We start from the raw sequence: 14,586 nt of genomic DNA on the forward strand, positions 1-14,586 counted from the left end.
CGCAGTCAAGGAATTCCTCTGCAAAGCGATAGAAGAGATTTTTTATCTCTAGCATTGTGGAAATTATGGGCTGCTTAGCAAGGAGTAGGTAGAGGGAAATATACATTTTCTTTCCCACCCCACCCTATGAAACTAGCCCAGCAATCTCCAATTTTGCAGGCAATTTTTTATTTTGGCACAGTTATCATTGCTGATGCCATTAGTGATTTTATAATGGCTACTATTATTATTGGATGGTAAGCTGAACCTAGGCACCAGGGCACTCAATGCCGGTTTCCGAACAAAGCTTACGGGCCAGAGAGCGTAGGAGTTCTGCATAGGTTGGATGGTACCAGGTCATGCGTACTATATCTTTCAGAGTTCCTTGGTAATACAGAATAGGAGACAGAAGCTGGATGATTTCCGGTGCTGATGAGGGGCCAAAAATCTGGGAGCCCAGCACACGGCCATCTTTGCGATCGGCCACCAATTTCCAAAGACCCCACCGCAAATCCTCGAGAATACCCATCCCAAGGGAAGATAAATCCTGGGTTGCCGAGATGACATCGTACCCTTGGGCTTTGGCTTCTTTTTCCGTCAGGCCGATCAGGGCGGAAGGATATTCATCAAACGTAATTGCCAGGGAAAATTTTTGATAATCCATGGCCGCAGTGGGCTTGCCGCGAGCCGCGTTGGCGCCGGCAATCTGGCCCATCTCCGCCGCATAATGCAATATTTGGTGATGATTGATCACATCGCCTGCAATATAGATATGAGGGTTACTGGTTTGGAGGTATTCATTGTGCTCGATGGTGGAGCCCTCTACTTGTACATCAGCATTTTCTAGGGCTAGCGCCTCAATATTCGGCTTCCGTCCAGTGGCAATTAATAGCCTGTCGGCATAGCGTTCCAGTAAGGTACCTTGATGGGCAATGCGGCATAATAGCCCACTTGCGGTGTCGGTCACCGATTGGAGTTCTCCAGGTACCAAACTGTCCATGTGGGGTGTGGTTTTCAGGGCGCGGAGCCGTGCTTGACCAAACTCAGAATCAAAAGGTCCCAAAAGACCGGAGGTATCGAGGATAAGCACTTCTGTTCCTAGCCGCGCAAAAAAGGTGGCTAGCTCCAGGCCAATGGGGCCACCACCCAGTACCAACAACCGTTTAGGCGCTTCGCCAAGGAGAGTTTGAATTCCCACAATATCGTCACTGACCAGCATGCGCCCGGCGGGTAAATCCTCAAGTCCTTTTATGGGGGGGATCCAGGCATGGGACCCGGTAGCGATAACATAATTTTTAGCCCATAAGCGGCGTGTTTTTTCACCTTGGGTGACCTCTACTCCTGCTTCTGGCAAAAACCGCGCCTTGCCTTCAATAAGGGTATAGGGCGCTCTTTGCATCTTTCCTTTGAGGGCGCGGGCGAGGCGGCTAAGATGCACATCTTTACGATAGATTGCTTCCAAAAAGGAATGACCCTGGGCGGATGAAGCCAGCACGCTTTTCGAAGGCATACAGCCTTCCTGCACACAGGTGTTAAACATTTCGGGAATATACACCACTCCCACCCTAGAGGCGCCCGCATTGCAAGCGGCTTGGGCCGCGTTGGTGCCGGCTGTACCCCCTCCCAGCACCAGCACATCAAAGTTATTTTTGGTTGAAACCGGCGTCATTGGCTGCTTTCTCCTGTCTTTAGGGAATAGTGCGTCTACATACCTTAATTTCTTTCTCCCTAGCTTACCAGCCCCCTATCATTAAACACTAGGCGGTTAATTGATCTCTATCGTTATGAGGGTTATATCGTCGTGGGTCAGAGTCCCGCCCGTATGCTGATGGATAGCCCTCAGAACAGCTTGTTTTAAGCGAGGCACGCTTTCATTGCTAGCCTGCTCGAGGATATCCCGTAGCCGCTCTTCACCAAATAGCTGGCCCTGGGCATCTGGAGCTTCAATGAGCCCATCCGTATACAGAAACAGGCGATCCCCAGAGACCAACCGGATTTGCTCCTGCTCATAGGGTATACTTTCCATCACTCCTAAGGGCAGGTTGGCTGCCTCCAGGCGCGTTTTCAACTCGATGGGTCGCCAGTATTGCTCATCCTGTCGCCAAAGCAGCAATGGCGGGTGTCCAGCATAGGAGATATAAAGCTGAGTCTCGGCAAAACAGAAACCTGCAACTGCCGCTGTGGTCATTGCCTTAAGTCCACATTCGGTGACTACCTGCTGATTCAGTCTGGCAAGGAGCCCGCCAACCTCATGGCTGTTTACCTGTGCCGCCAACGAGTCGTAAAGCCACCGGCTAATTCGATTAACATCGGGGCCATGTCCGGCCACATCGGCTATGGCGATACGGGTAAGCATATCTGCTTCACAGACACTAAAGTAATAGATATCGCCGCCTTTGCACCCCTCAGACGCATTCGAGTAGAGGCTAGCGGTTAGGACGCGAGTCGATAAGTCTTCGTTGGTGGCTCGGGTACCACCCCAGATCTCCGCACAGTGCATACGATACATGTTTATTTCCTTGCTTGCTAAATTTCAGCTGGAACCAGCTCGATTCCTTTTAGAACTCAATTTAAACGTGGCAATTTTCTTTATGACAAGCGTCTAAACGTAGTAGTTAATATTTTATATTTCTGAGGCATTGATATTCCAGACTAGTGCGCAAGCAGCTACCTTCTTTCTATAATAGAGTCTTGCTAGTCTTTGAACGTAATGACAGTATTTTCGTCTTCATTTACTAACATAAAATAAGCTATTGTTATAGAAGCGTAGATTTCTAAATTTATAAGTGATGGTCGATGAATAAAAACGTTTGTGTTTATATGGGCGATCTGTTGCGGCGCTACAGTTTTGGCAAAGGGCACCCTTTTGGTCCCCGCCGACAGGCCGCCTTTGTGGATGAATTTTATCGTCAGGGGCTTGATCAGAAAGTCGTGATAGATGAGCCCATGATCGCTGCCCAAGAACAAATTGAATGGTTTCATCTCCCTGACTATGTTGAAAGGGTTAAACAGGCTTCCACAGCAGGGAGGGGTTTTCTGGATTATGGGGATACGCCTGCTTTTCCAGGTGTTTATGAAGCAGCCGCAGCGGTTGTAGGGACCGTACTAAAAGCAGTGGATGCCATAATGGTCAAATCTTGCCGGCGCGCTTTTATTCCAATTGCTGGTTTGCATCATGCTCGCCGTGAAGCTGCCGCCGGTTTTTGCGTTTTTAATGACTGCGGCGTGGCTATTGAAGCGTTGCGGCGGCGGTATGGGGTACAGCGGATAGGGTATGTAGATATTGATGCCCATCATGGAGATGGAGTGTTTTACGGCTTTGAAGACGACCCGAATGTGACAATTGTTGATCTCCATGAAGATGGTCGTTATCTATATCCTGGCACGGGGTCTGAGAATGAAACGGGCATTGGCCCTGCCGTAGGTAGTAAGCTGAATCTTCCTATGCCGCCAGGGGCCACGGATAAGCAGTTTTTAGAGGCTTGGGAGCAAGCAGAGGCATTTTTAAAGCGAGGCCAGCCAGAGTTTATCTTGTTTCAATGCGGTGCGGATAGTTTGGCTGGCGATCCGCTTACTCACCTTGGATATAGCTCTAAAGCTCATGGGCATGCCGCAAAGCGCTTATGCACTATCGCGGAGCAATATAGCTCGGGGCGCATCCTTGGCTTAGGAGGGGGAGGATATGATTTGGATAATCTTGCTAGAGCATGGTGTGCGGTCGTGCAGGCGTTTGTTACAGCAGATACTCAGCTATCCGATTAATACTACTAAAAAAGTTTGATGATCGCCAATGCGCTAGGGTGTCTTCTTAGGAAAACATCAAGGCAATATTCAAGAGAGAAATTCTAGCTAATTAGAAAAGGAAAAATAGAATGTCCCGGTGGAAGCGTAGGTTTTTAATTCTAGGTCTTAGCATTGTCATTATCGCTGTTCTTTTGCTAATTGCTGGCTTTGAAGGTATTCCTTTTTTAGTAGATTTATGGTGGTTCAGCGCCCAAGACTACGGATTTTATTTTTGGCAACGAGCACTTTATCAATTCGTTGTTTTCATACAAGTCAGTATCGTTTTTTTCCTTATTTTCTTTGTTAATTTTTGGGCGGCCTCCCATTATCTCGGGTCGGAACGTCCCGCCGACATTTCACCAGGCGCACCAAGAAAAAAATTTAAAAACTTATTTTACACTTTTCAAACGGGGTCACTCTGGATTTACACACCGCTATCTCTTCTCCTCAGTATTATCATTGCCTGGCCTCTTTTTCAGCAATGGGAATCTTTTTTGCTTTATCTCGTGGCTCCCGATATGGGCATTCAAGACCCAGCCTATGGCAAGGATATTTCCTATTATCTTTTTTCCTTTCCCATTTACGTGCTTATCCTACAGCGATTATTAATGACTTTCTTGTTACTGTTAGCAGGGCTAACCTTGCTCTATTGGATAGAAAATCGTTTATTGTCTCAGCATGGCAAACATTTGCCAACCGGCGCTAAGTGGCATCTGAGTATTTTGATAGTGATCGTTTTCTGTATTGGAATATGGGAATTTTTCCTACAACGTAATGGGTTAGTCTACAGCGAGGCGCACCAACCCTTGTTTTCTGGACCTGGTTTCGTTGAAATGCGGGTTATTCTGCCCTTTATTTGGCTATCCATTTTTTTTCTATTGGGTATCGCTTTTTTCCTACTATTATTTATCCATAAGCGCAAGGGATTAAAAACGCTCGTAGTCTTTTCTCTGCTCTTTGTCCTTTCCCTGGGGGCCCGCCATTTTTACTTTCTGCACTGGATTACTCAAGAATACATTGTTAAGCCGAATGAATTATCCATGCAAAAACCTTTTATAGAAAGCAGCATTAACGCTACCCTGGATGCCTATAAACTTCGAAATGTGGAAATCAGGGAATTTGAAAGGAAAAAAACTCTAAAAAATATTTTTGACGTTAAAACTCAGGATTTATTGCATAACGTTCCTGTTTGGGATAAGGAGCTAGTAGGGCAAGTTTACCGCCAGCTTCAACAGCTGCGGACTTATTATGGGTTTCCCGTGGAAAATGTTGACCGGTACATGATTAATGGTAAAAAGCAGCAGGTTTTTCTAGGCGCGCGGGAGTTGAATTACGATAAGCTTCCAAGCGGCGCCCGGAAGTGGGTAAACGAGCATTTGCTCTATACTCATGGCTATGGCCTGGTGATGACCTCGGCCGGGCAAGGACAGGACGAGGCTTCCATGGATTGGTTTATCCGGGGAATTCCTCTGGAGTCCGATGAGGGGTTTAATATTGAGCAGCCCGGTATCTATTATGGCCGGGGATCTTATCGTTATGCGATTGCTCCCAATGAAAACAAGGAATTTGATTATCCCAAGGGAAACGCCAATGTGATGACGGACTACCAGGGCAGAGGCGGCATATCCCTATCCTCATTGTTTGAAAAATATATTTTTTCTGTCTATTTTCAGGATAAGGATATATTCTTTACTACCCAAACCTATGATAAAAGTAAAATACTTTTTCGGCGCGATATTACCGAACGCATTGAAACTCTGACTCCCTATCTCCTGCTGGATTCTTCTCCTTATTTGGTGGTGACTCCCGAGAGGTTATACTGGATTCAGGATGCTTATACCGCGTCAACCTGGTACCCTAACGCCGACGTTTTGGGGCTGATGAGATTTGAGTTTCCTATCCCCCCCAAGGGCAGTGAAAAAATCAATTATATTCGTAATTCAGTAAAAATCGTGGTGGATGCTTATCATGGCACGGTTGATTACTATATTTTTGATTCCAGCGATCCCATTATCCAGGCTTACAGCCGTATTTATCCGGGGCTTTTCAAACCGCAAGCGCAAATGCCCAAGGATATTCGGGCTCATATCCGTTATCCCAAGGACTTATTTGAAATACAGATGGGTATGTACGCTAAATATCATCAAACTGATCCAGAAACCTTTTATCAGCAAGAGGATATGTGGACGTTCGCGCAAAAATATAATAAAGAATCAAAAACTCGCTTACGGCCTTATTATTTGACGCTAGATTTAATTAAAGAAGATAGGCTGGATTTTACGCTGTTTTTGCCCATGATAGTCAAGGGCCGGGACAATATGCGGGCCATGCTAGTGGCGGGCAGCGATGATCCTTATTATGGCAAGCTCATTGCCTATAGCTTTCCCAAGGGGGAATTAGTGTTTGGTCCCTCTCAAATCAATGCCGTTATTAATGAAAACCCCCACGTTTCCGCCCAATTTACCCTCTGGAGTCAAAATGATTCCAAGGTTGTGCTGGGAGACATGATCATTATGCCCGTTAATCAGGTAATACTTTATATTCAGCCTGTTTTTCTCACCGTCAAGGATTCTGTGAAAATTCCTAAGCTGGAGCGTATTATTATTAGCGATGGCAACTTTGTGGTGATGGAACCCACATTGATGGAAGCCTACGCTAAACTTAAAGCACGGATAGAAGCCCGGGGATCAGAAGGATAAAAATCGTTAAATAGAAGAAAACTAAGCTTCATTTTTAAAAGCAAACGCTACTGTTTGTTGGTGCTAGTAGATGTGGCATGATCGGACTTTTTATCCGCCCCTTTTTCGTGGCCTAGTAATACCTTAAGAAAGAGGGGCGTTATCAGTGTGGTGGCAAGAGCCATGATGACAATAGCTGAGAATAAGTTTTCTACTATCGAGGGCGTAGGTTCTGGCCTTTGAAACAATCCCGCCCGCAAGGCGAGGTCGGCAATAATGAGTTCCACGGCTCCCCGAGCGCTCATACCTGTACCGATGGCAGCAGCGTCGCGGATGGAAAACCCTGACCAATAGGCAGGCAATCCGGCACCAATGAATTTGCAGACGAAAGCAGCATAGATGAGATAAATCACAAAGATAGGGTCTTCGGTAATAGCACTCAGATCAAGATGCAGGCCAATCGAAGCGAAGAACAGGGGAGCAAGAAAGCCCTCGCTGATCCCATTGAGCCTGCGTTTATTTTCTTCGTAGGCGGTTTCGTCAATAGTCTTTGGGGTGAAAAGTACGCCAGTAATAAACGCCCCCAGGATAAAATGCATGCCGAGCATTTCCGCGAGGACGGCATTAGCCAGCGCAATGATGAGCAGGCCGCTAAAGTTAATCTCATCAAGACGAAACTGAGTAATAAACTTGCCAATGAAGGGCAACGTGAAATAGCCAACCACACCGGCTACCATAAAGAAGAGCAGAACTTGACCCAACAAATACAGGAGCGAGGTAATATCCGGGAATTCGCCCGTGTTGAGCATGGCCGTCAGCACCGCCAGCAACAACAAACTGAGCACATCATCAAAGAAGGCCGCCGAGACGATGGTCTGACCTACCCGGGAACGGAGGCTGCCGAGATCCATGAGAACTCGAACCGCCACCGGGACCGCCGTGATAGCCAGGGCCGTACCAAGGAACAGAGCTTGAGCCTGCTTGTAATAGGAATCAGGGATCAGCAGCCACCCTAGACCTAGCCCTACAGCCATGGGGATGACCATACCCCCCACAGCGACGAAAAAAGCGCTGTGGGAAACTTTGGCGAGTTCTTGCAGGCGCATCTGCATCCCCGCCAGAAGCATGAGGAAAAAGATGGCCAGATCGGTGAGCGCAATAAAGACCTTGTCTTCCGTGATGTCAACTAATATAGGAAAGCTATCGGGAAATTCAGCAGCCAGGGTGCCAAGGGCAATTCCTGCCACCACTTCTCCAACAAGGGAGGGTTGGCCTATGCGCTTGGCAAATTCACCTAATAGACGGGTAGTCAGCAATAGAACCAGCAGTATATAAAATAGTTCCATAAGAATAGATTCAGTATCCCGGCAACATTTTTGGAAGGAATGCGGTCGTTTTCGTGCTGCTCAATGCTCCTTTGAGATGCGTATAGCATATATGGATAAGGGCTATTATTACGGATGCCGGTCTCAAACCATTTTTCTCCCTAGCGGCTGTACGGTATATAGCTTATCCAGGTTGCAATTTCAGACGTGAATGAGTTTACCCTAACCCATAAATAGTTGAAATATCGTCATTTTTTCAGCCGCACCCCTCATCCACAGCTTAGACTTCTTTGATCATTTGGCCCCCCTGAACTACACTTTAAAGTATATGAAGCACTGGCTTATTGTCCAAGCATGTTTGTACTCCATGGGGTTAGGCCGTCCGTGCTCTGTATAGACAAAGTAGAGCTTTAGTTGCGCAGCCTGACAAGCCTAGTGAGTAGAAAATAGTACAAGTTCTCTACTCAATTTCATTTTTTAGAGAACACTGCAACGGAGATAAACACACGCTTCAGCTTGACGTCTTATGCTTTTAATTTTTTAAAGAGGATGAATTATGGGACAGCAAAAACCAGCAGATGATTCCCGCGAACTCCCTTCAACGACAGATTTCGGTATCTTTTATCCGATTGGCTATCTTGTTGTCGCGTTTCCGAAACAGGAGGATGCACAACGGGTTCAGCAAGATTTAATGACTGGTGGGTATGAGGAGGCGGATTGCGAGCTGTATACATGTAAAGAAGTTATTGCCAAAGCAGAAAGCAACCTCGAGGAGTCTAGAGGAGGCTTTCTGTCTCGGCTCAGCTGGTCTGATAAGGCCATAAGAATCCATTTAGATGCGGCTGAGGATGGTGCCACATTTTTACTCATCTATGCACCAGGTGATACTGATTCAGAACGAGCAATGAATGTTATTCGCCGTGGGCCGTTCGAGTTTGCCCACCTCTACCGCCGTTTCACGATTGAAGAGTTACAGTAAGTCATTTGATGGTTGATTACTCCTAATTCAGGGTATGCGTGCGTCTAGCGCATGCCCCCAGGGGCACCTGCTTGCTTAACCTGCATGTGATGACCGGGGCGCAACGGGCAAGAACCCGAGTCTGGAGATATTCAGGAGCGCAATACCTAACAGAACAATGCCCTCTGACTCACCCAGCAAATGTGAAAACTATTCGATATTTTGTATCTGCTCCCGGACTTGTTCAATAAGCACCTTAAGTTCGACCGCATTCTGGCTAATTTCCACATCGGCAGATTTAGCAGCCAGAGTATTGGCCTCCCGATTAAGTTCCTGCATCAGAAAATCCAAGCGCCGGCCAATAGGCTCCTTACGCTGAAACACCTGTCGTACTTCAGCCATATGGGCTTGAAGCCGATCTAATTCTTCCGTGATGTCGCTCTTTTGGGCAAAAAGCACTAACTCTTGTTCTACCCGCCCCGGTTCCAATTCAGCTTGAACCACCTCTAGCCGTGCTAACAAACGTTCCTGAAAATGGAGCATGGCTTGAGGCAAATGAGTACGGACCCGCACGATAATAGCCTCGATTTCTTCACAGCGCTGAATGATAAATGCAGCCAAACGGTTCCCTTCCGTAGCCCGGGTCTCCAGCATTTGATTTAAGGCTTGTTCCAAGGCGGTTAAAGCTCTCATTTTCAGCCGCTCCCCATCCACGGGAGGAGTTTGCAGCACCCCTGGCCAGCGCAATACTTCCAAACTATTAAGGGGAGCAGGGTTATGGGTTAAAGTCTCGATCTCTTCGCATAGCTGCACCAATTGGCGAGTTACTTGCTCGTTCATGGAGAATTTGGGAGCCTGCTCAGAAGGAGGGAGGTAACGCAAAGTGCAGTCAACTTTCCCCCGCTTGAGCCGGTGACCCACCTGCGCCCGCAGCTGGCTCTCAATAAAGCGCAGTTCTTCCGGTAAACGCACTGAAATATCCAAATAGCGGTGATTAACCGAACGCAGTTCCCACGTGAAGGCCCCTACATCACTTTGTACTTCTTGGCGCGCAAACGCCGTCATGCTGTAAATCACACCCTTCTCCAGACGCAACAACTTATGGGATTATCTGAATTGACTCCACGCTAAGCGTTTTAGGCCATGCAAGCGAGATTTTTAAAATCATTCCAAAAAATATTCCTGTTTCAAAGCCGCCGTAGCTTGAGCCGCACCCCCCGTTCCACAAGCTATCCCCGCCAATCCGGCAATTCTGACATGCTATAACCACCGCAATGTCGCACTCGTGAGGAATGGCACTACAATATTCAGCGACTCCTGCCTTTTGCCATTCCAGCAAATGTAACGATAAATACTTATGAACCCATGTTTTCCAGAAACAGTTTAAAAGAAGGCCTGTTGTCCGTACAGGCATTACCGAAGACTTTATGTTTTATAAAAGCCGCTGGCAGGACTTTATGCGACTTTCGGCAACCCTGCTTAAAACAAATTAAAAAGGAATTAGAATAGCCAGAATATCCAACTTAATAGACGGCCGCATGAAAGTAATGAGGATTTCCTTCACGGAAAAAATTAACGCTTCCGGAGTAAGAGCGCACTTCTCCTGGATCAAGAATCGCTTTATCAGAAGACTGCTCCCCTTTGGTAATCTCCGCCAAACCAACTTGAATACCTAGATCATCGAAAAGTAGAATTTTTACTTCAGGATATATCGCGGACGATCCATCATTTTGCAATACCACTCGGTATTCGGTTGCTGCTTCGCCTTGATTTTTGGTTAGAGTAAAAATAATATTCCGTAAATATTGGTCAGTAACGGAAATAGCTCTGTCATACTCTAACGGTAATAAATAGGGCAATCGCCCTTGAACCAGCGTATTCCGCTCATTCTGCAACTTTTCCAACGCTGCGGTTGCTGCCACTAAATGCCGCCTTTGTTTATTGAATTCTGCCAAAATGCGGTTATTTTCTGCGGATAATCCAGAAGTGTAAATCCATAGAAGCAGGATTGTTAACGAGAATAAAAAAATGGAGCCACCCAATGCAAGCTGAAGTAACTTAATTTTTAGAGCACTGCGGCGTCGCCTTCCGGCATGCCCCTTATATGAGCGAATAAATTCAGAACTAGGGTTTGGAGCAGGACCGTCCAGCTTTGACTGCGACCAACCTTGCTCTTCAACAGATAACAAGGAATTCTGGTGAATATCATGTTTACCCATACTTCTTCCAGCTATTAAGGATGCTAGGTGGCCTCAACATCCGTAACTTCTTCGCAAATATAAAAAATTACACTATAAATTAGCTTTAATAATTCACCTCCAATACAAATTACATGCCGATATCGTATATACTATTATATTTCAATTACTTAGAATCTCATTAAGTGATTAAATCATGGCTAATTTTCGCTAATCTTTACATTTTGTCAATGCTGGATTATTAACTTAAATATATTTATATTTATTTTCAATAACTTAATATTATTGCCCAGTGTTCAATTTTTTTACACAATGGCCAATTCCATCTTATACTGAAGCGACTTTGGAGAGTTCCGCCATATTGAACTGTAAGATTCGCCTTTCCTCGCAACTCTTGGGTAACGGCTAAGTTAAGTTCTACGAGCTCGGGATTTTTACCGCTCTATGCGCTTTGAGAGGTTTCAGCGCTCCCCACCGCACCCTAGCGTATTATAGTCATTTCATTGAATTATAAGACAATATAACTATCTGATTTTATTAGATTGCGGCAAATAGCCGTAGCTTGTAACTGATTGATTCTTGGGCTCCATAATTTTATGGAAGCGGATAATCAATGACTTATAGGCTATGCCGTTGATTAGACGGTGTAGTTGTGTAACTGTATGAATTTATTGGTGGTCCAAATCTGGACCATGTAACGGGTGGAAATCAGTCTCCCTCCCTTCCTCTCCACCATGACCGGAGGAAAGTTCTGGTCTTCAGTTATTGGCCTCGCCTTCTTTGGCGAAGCAGGTCTGGTCTCTGTCCAAGGGGTAAGGAAAGTTTACGTCTTCAATTCTGTATGGTCTGTCTGTTTGGTCGCCAAAAGTGGTGTGCGAAAATATAGTTTGGTCTGCTACCCGTTGAAATGGTGGGTATGTTTGATTTCAGGTTGACCGAAAACCAATATATAGTCTGGTCTCTGGTGTTTGCTCGCGGTTGACCAGGAGCAAAATTATAGGGGTAACGATTCGTTACGGTTGGATTGTAACTGATTGTTTTGTATTGACTCCCCAAATTTGGGGGGAGCGAATTACTCCCTCTGCCTCGTAACTGTATGATTTAATGGGACTCCCCAAATCTGTGGAATGCTTATTTTCTTTTATTCCTCTGGAAAGCTGGTACTCGCCGGGGGAACCACTATCTGGATTATGTAGCGGGCTGAAATCTTAGCTGGCTGAATAGATAGCTCAAATCTGGATAGCGCCCTCTCGCGCATGAAATGTTAGCTGGTGGGTATAGCTACTGTTCCATGCACGACAGGGGCCGGTTTCGTGGCTGAAAAGTTAGCCACCAAAAGGATACCCCTACTATGGGTACCCCTTCGTTATTATGATTAACCTATCTTACTGACTAAATCAGTGGCTCTTAAGTGCGTGTACCGTAGGAGCATTTTCAAATCTTTATGTCCAGTAATGCTGGCTACTTCTGTATGGTTTAATCCTTTCTCAAATAGTCTGCTAGTTGCTTCATGCCTTAAATCATGAAACCTTAAGTCCTCAATGCCTGCCTTGTTGGTGGCTCTGTCAAAGGCTTTAGTCATGCTATCAGCGTGTACTTTAAAGATAGGCCCAAAGCCTAGAGGTATCTCTTTCAATATCTTGATAGCTTCTGAGGATAGAGGAATGGTTCTAGGAATGCCTGTCTTGGTCTCTGGAATATGGAGTGTTCTCTGTTTGAGGTCTACGTCTCTCCATTCCATATTGGCTATTTCTCCCCTTCTCATAGCTGTTTCAAGGGCAAAGAGAATGACTGGTTGTAGACTCTCGCTAGCGTTCTCTAGCAATAGCTCTTGTTCTCCAGGCTCTAGCCGTCTGGTTCTTCCCCTTGGGATCTTGGGCATTCTAATTTGTTGCACTGGGTTTCCATACGGTAGGCTGTATCCAAGATCTTTAATAGCATAATTGATAATCCGGCTAATCAGGGACAGGTCATGCTTTACCGTCTGTGCTGCTACGCTAAGCCCTCTCCAGTCCCTAAACTTTGACAGTACAGCGGGAGTTATCCCAGCAAGGGAGTAGTCGCCTAGCCACTCCTTGAGGTATTTGATCCGGCTTTCTTCTTGGGCTATTCCTCTTTTGGTAATCAGTGCTCTTTGTTTGTATTTGTCCAGAATGGTATTGAAGGTTATTCTTTGGGCTTCTGTAGTATCTTGGAATACCCCTCTTTCCATTTCATTCTCAACTTTCTTTATCCAAGTCAGCGCTAGTTTCCTGTCCTTGAATGATTTGGTAATCTGTTTATGCCCTCTCTTTCTGATCTGTACGTTCCAGCTATTGCCTCTCTTTCGTATGGTCGCCATGTCTAATAATCCCTCAAACAGCTTAATTTGTGTCAAAAGTGTGTCAAGCTTGTTTGAGAGGATTGCAGAAATCTAGCTAACTGATTGAATATAAAGCGCGCCCGGTAGGATTCGAACCTACTACCCTCGGCTTAGAAGGCCGATGCTCTATCCGAATGAGCTACGGGCGCATGGAACGGCATCCCCACAACCCATGAACTAACCAATATGCGCCGCTGTAAATAAACTGGTCGGGGTAGAGGGATTTGAACCCCCGACCCTCTGCTCCCAAAGCAGATGCGCTACCAGGCTGCGCTATACCCCGAAACATGAAATATTAAGGTGAGCCGGCGAATGCGTCAATGTATTTTCTATTCTCTTGCCGACTCTCTGATTCCGGCCCCGCTTTTTTAGCAGTCTTTCCTCTCGTGCAATTATAATAACAAATTACGCTCTCCATTACTGAACTATTAACAATTAAGGATCATTCATGAGCGCCAACATCCTTGACGGGAAAGCCATTGCCACCGATATTCGGCAAAATATCAAGCAACAAGTTCAAGAAAGAATAACGGCCGGACTCCGCCCGCCAGGATTAGCAGTCATACTGCTTGGCAGTGATCCCGCCTCCCAAGTCTACGTTCGTAACAAGCGGCGCGCCTGCGAAGAAGTGGGTTTCAAATCCTTGGCTTATGATCTGCCGGCAGATACCACCCAGACTAACCTGCTCGCGCTCATCGACCAGTTAAACGCGGATTCAACCGTAGACGGGATTTTGGTCCAATTGCCTCTTGGAAAACATATTGATACTGAACGGGTAGTCGAGCAAATCCAACCCGATAAAGATGTGGATGGTTTCCATCCCTATAATATTGGGCGGCTGACTTTGCGCCTTCCCCTCCTTAGGCCCTGTACACCCCATGGCGTGATCACTCTTTTGCGCGCCACAGGTCAAGACCTGAGAGGCTTGGAAGCGGTTGTAGTTGGGGCCTCTAATATCGTAGGACGGCCCATGATGCTAGAGCTGTTGCTGGCTGGTTGCACGGTAACTATCTGCCATCGTTGGACCCGTGATTTACACAAGCCTATTTCAGAAGCCGATATCGTGGTTGCTGCCGTGGGTAAACCCCACTTAATCCAAGGAAAATGGATCAAGCCTGGCGCAACGGTTATTGACGTGGGTTTTACCCGGCAATCGGACGGTACCTTAACCGGTGACGTAGAATTCGAATCGGCCCGGCAGCGGGCCTCGTGGATCACGCCTGTGCCTGGCGGGGTAGGCCCCATGACCATAGCAACCTTGTTACAAAACACCCTTTACGCTACAGAAAAATTACATGAGTGA

10 protein-coding genes and 2 tRNA genes are annotated in these 14,586 nt (G+C 46.3%); 4 read left to right on the top strand and 8 right to left on the bottom strand.

What is annotated here, in order from left to right; genetic code table 11:
- Positions 1–247: 247 nt before the first annotated feature.
- Positions 248–1,648: a dihydrolipoyl dehydrogenase family protein gene (locus tag NWAT_RS10140; RefSeq protein ID WP_013220993.1), complete on the bottom strand. Its 1,401-nt coding sequence runs from the start codon at positions 1,646–1,648 to the stop codon at positions 248–250.
- 96 nt (positions 1,649–1,744) lie between these two features.
- Positions 1,745–2,488: a PP2C family protein-serine/threonine phosphatase gene (locus NWAT_RS10145; protein ID WP_013220994.1), complete on the bottom strand. Its 744-nt coding sequence runs from the start codon at positions 2,486–2,488 to the stop codon at positions 1,745–1,747.
- 287 nt (positions 2,489–2,775) lie between these two features.
- Here NWAT_RS10145 and NWAT_RS10150 point away from each other — a divergent pair, with 287 nt between their 5' ends.
- Both NWAT_RS10150 and NWAT_RS10155 read left to right on the top strand, forming a co-directional pair.
- Positions 2,776–3,741 carry an acetoin utilization protein AcuC gene (locus NWAT_RS10150; protein ID WP_013220995.1) on the top strand — a complete coding sequence of 322 codons (966 nt, stop codon included), beginning with the start codon at positions 2,776–2,778 and terminating at the stop codon, positions 3,739–3,741.
- Between the two features lie 110 nt (positions 3,742–3,851).
- Positions 3,852–6,461, top strand: coding sequence for a UPF0182 family protein (locus tag NWAT_RS10155; protein WP_013220996.1), 2,610 nt, complete (start codon positions 3,852–3,854; stop codon positions 6,459–6,461).
- Positions 6,462–6,508: 47 nt separating this feature from the next.
- Here NWAT_RS10155 and NWAT_RS10160 read toward each other — a convergent pair whose 3' ends face one another.
- Positions 6,509–7,786 carry a cation:proton antiporter gene (locus NWAT_RS10160; RefSeq protein WP_013220997.1) on the bottom strand — a complete coding sequence of 426 codons (1,278 nt, stop codon included), beginning with the start codon at positions 7,784–7,786 and terminating at the stop codon, positions 6,509–6,511.
- Positions 7,787–8,321: 535 nt separating this feature from the next.
- Between NWAT_RS10160 and NWAT_RS10165 the strand changes: the two genes are divergently transcribed.
- On the top strand, positions 8,322–8,744 hold the full coding sequence (locus tag NWAT_RS10165; RefSeq protein ID WP_013220998.1) for a hypothetical protein: 423 nt from the start codon (positions 8,322–8,324) through the stop codon (positions 8,742–8,744).
- Positions 8,745–8,933: 189 nt separating this feature from the next.
- Here NWAT_RS10165 and NWAT_RS10170 read toward each other — a convergent pair whose 3' ends face one another.
- The 5 genes from NWAT_RS10170 to NWAT_RS10190 form a co-directional block, all read right to left on the bottom strand.
- Positions 8,934–9,800 (bottom strand): YicC/YloC family endoribonuclease, encoded by an 867-nt coding sequence (locus tag NWAT_RS10170; RefSeq protein ID WP_157679886.1) that lies wholly within the window; start codon positions 9,798–9,800, stop codon positions 8,934–8,936.
- A 446-nt stretch (positions 9,801–10,246) separates the two neighbouring features.
- Complete coding sequence (locus NWAT_RS10175) at positions 10,247–10,942, bottom strand: hypothetical protein (RefSeq protein ID WP_013221000.1); 696 nt, start codon at positions 10,940–10,942, stop codon at positions 10,247–10,249.
- Positions 10,943–12,296: 1,354 nt separating this feature from the next.
- The gene (locus NWAT_RS10180; RefSeq protein ID WP_013221001.1) at positions 12,297–13,262 is read right to left on the bottom strand and encodes a site-specific integrase; all 966 of its coding nucleotides are present in this window, start codon (positions 13,260–13,262) and stop codon (positions 12,297–12,299) included.
- Positions 13,263–13,358: 96 nt separating this feature from the next.
- Positions 13,359–13,432: transfer RNA gene (locus tag NWAT_RS10185), tRNA-Arg, on the bottom strand.
- 57 nt (positions 13,433–13,489) lie between these two features.
- Positions 13,490–13,566: transfer RNA gene (locus NWAT_RS10190), tRNA-Pro, on the bottom strand.
- A gap of 165 nt (positions 13,567–13,731) precedes the next feature.
- Here NWAT_RS10190 and folD point away from each other — a divergent pair.
- Positions 13,732–14,586: a bifunctional methylenetetrahydrofolate dehydrogenase/methenyltetrahydrofolate cyclohydrolase FolD gene (gene folD / locus NWAT_RS10195; RefSeq protein ID WP_013221002.1), complete on the top strand. Its 855-nt coding sequence runs from the start codon at positions 13,732–13,734 to the stop codon at positions 14,584–14,586.

This window comes from Nitrosococcus watsonii C-113 (assembly GCF_000143085.1).
GTDB lineage: Bacteria > Pseudomonadota > Gammaproteobacteria > Nitrosococcales > Nitrosococcaceae > Nitrosococcus > Nitrosococcus watsonii.

Coding starts and splice junctions, on each gene's coding strand:
- NWAT_RS10165 (WP_013220998.1), top strand. CDS start 8,322: ATGGGACAGCAAAAACCAGCAGATGATTCCCGCGAACTCCCTTCAACG.
- NWAT_RS10160 (WP_013220997.1), bottom strand. CDS start 7,786: ATGGAACTATTTTATATACTGCTGGTTCTATTGCTGACTACCCGTCTA.
- folD (WP_013221002.1), top strand. CDS start 13,732: ATGAGCGCCAACATCCTTGACGGGAAAGCCATTGCCACCGATATTCGG.
- NWAT_RS10175 (WP_013221000.1), bottom strand. CDS start 10,942: ATGGGTAAACATGATATTCACCAGAATTCCTTGTTATCTGTTGAAGAG.
- NWAT_RS10155 (WP_013220996.1), top strand. CDS start 3,852: ATGTCCCGGTGGAAGCGTAGGTTTTTAATTCTAGGTCTTAGCATTGTC.
- NWAT_RS10180 (WP_013221001.1), bottom strand. CDS start 13,262: ATGGCGACCATACGAAAGAGAGGCAATAGCTGGAACGTACAGATCAGA.
- NWAT_RS10145 (WP_013220994.1), bottom strand. CDS start 2,488: ATGTATCGTATGCACTGTGCGGAGATCTGGGGTGGTACCCGAGCCACC.
- NWAT_RS10140 (WP_013220993.1), bottom strand. CDS start 1,648: ATGACGCCGGTTTCAACCAAAAATAACTTTGATGTGCTGGTGCTGGGA.
- NWAT_RS10150 (WP_013220995.1), top strand. CDS start 2,776: ATGAATAAAAACGTTTGTGTTTATATGGGCGATCTGTTGCGGCGCTAC.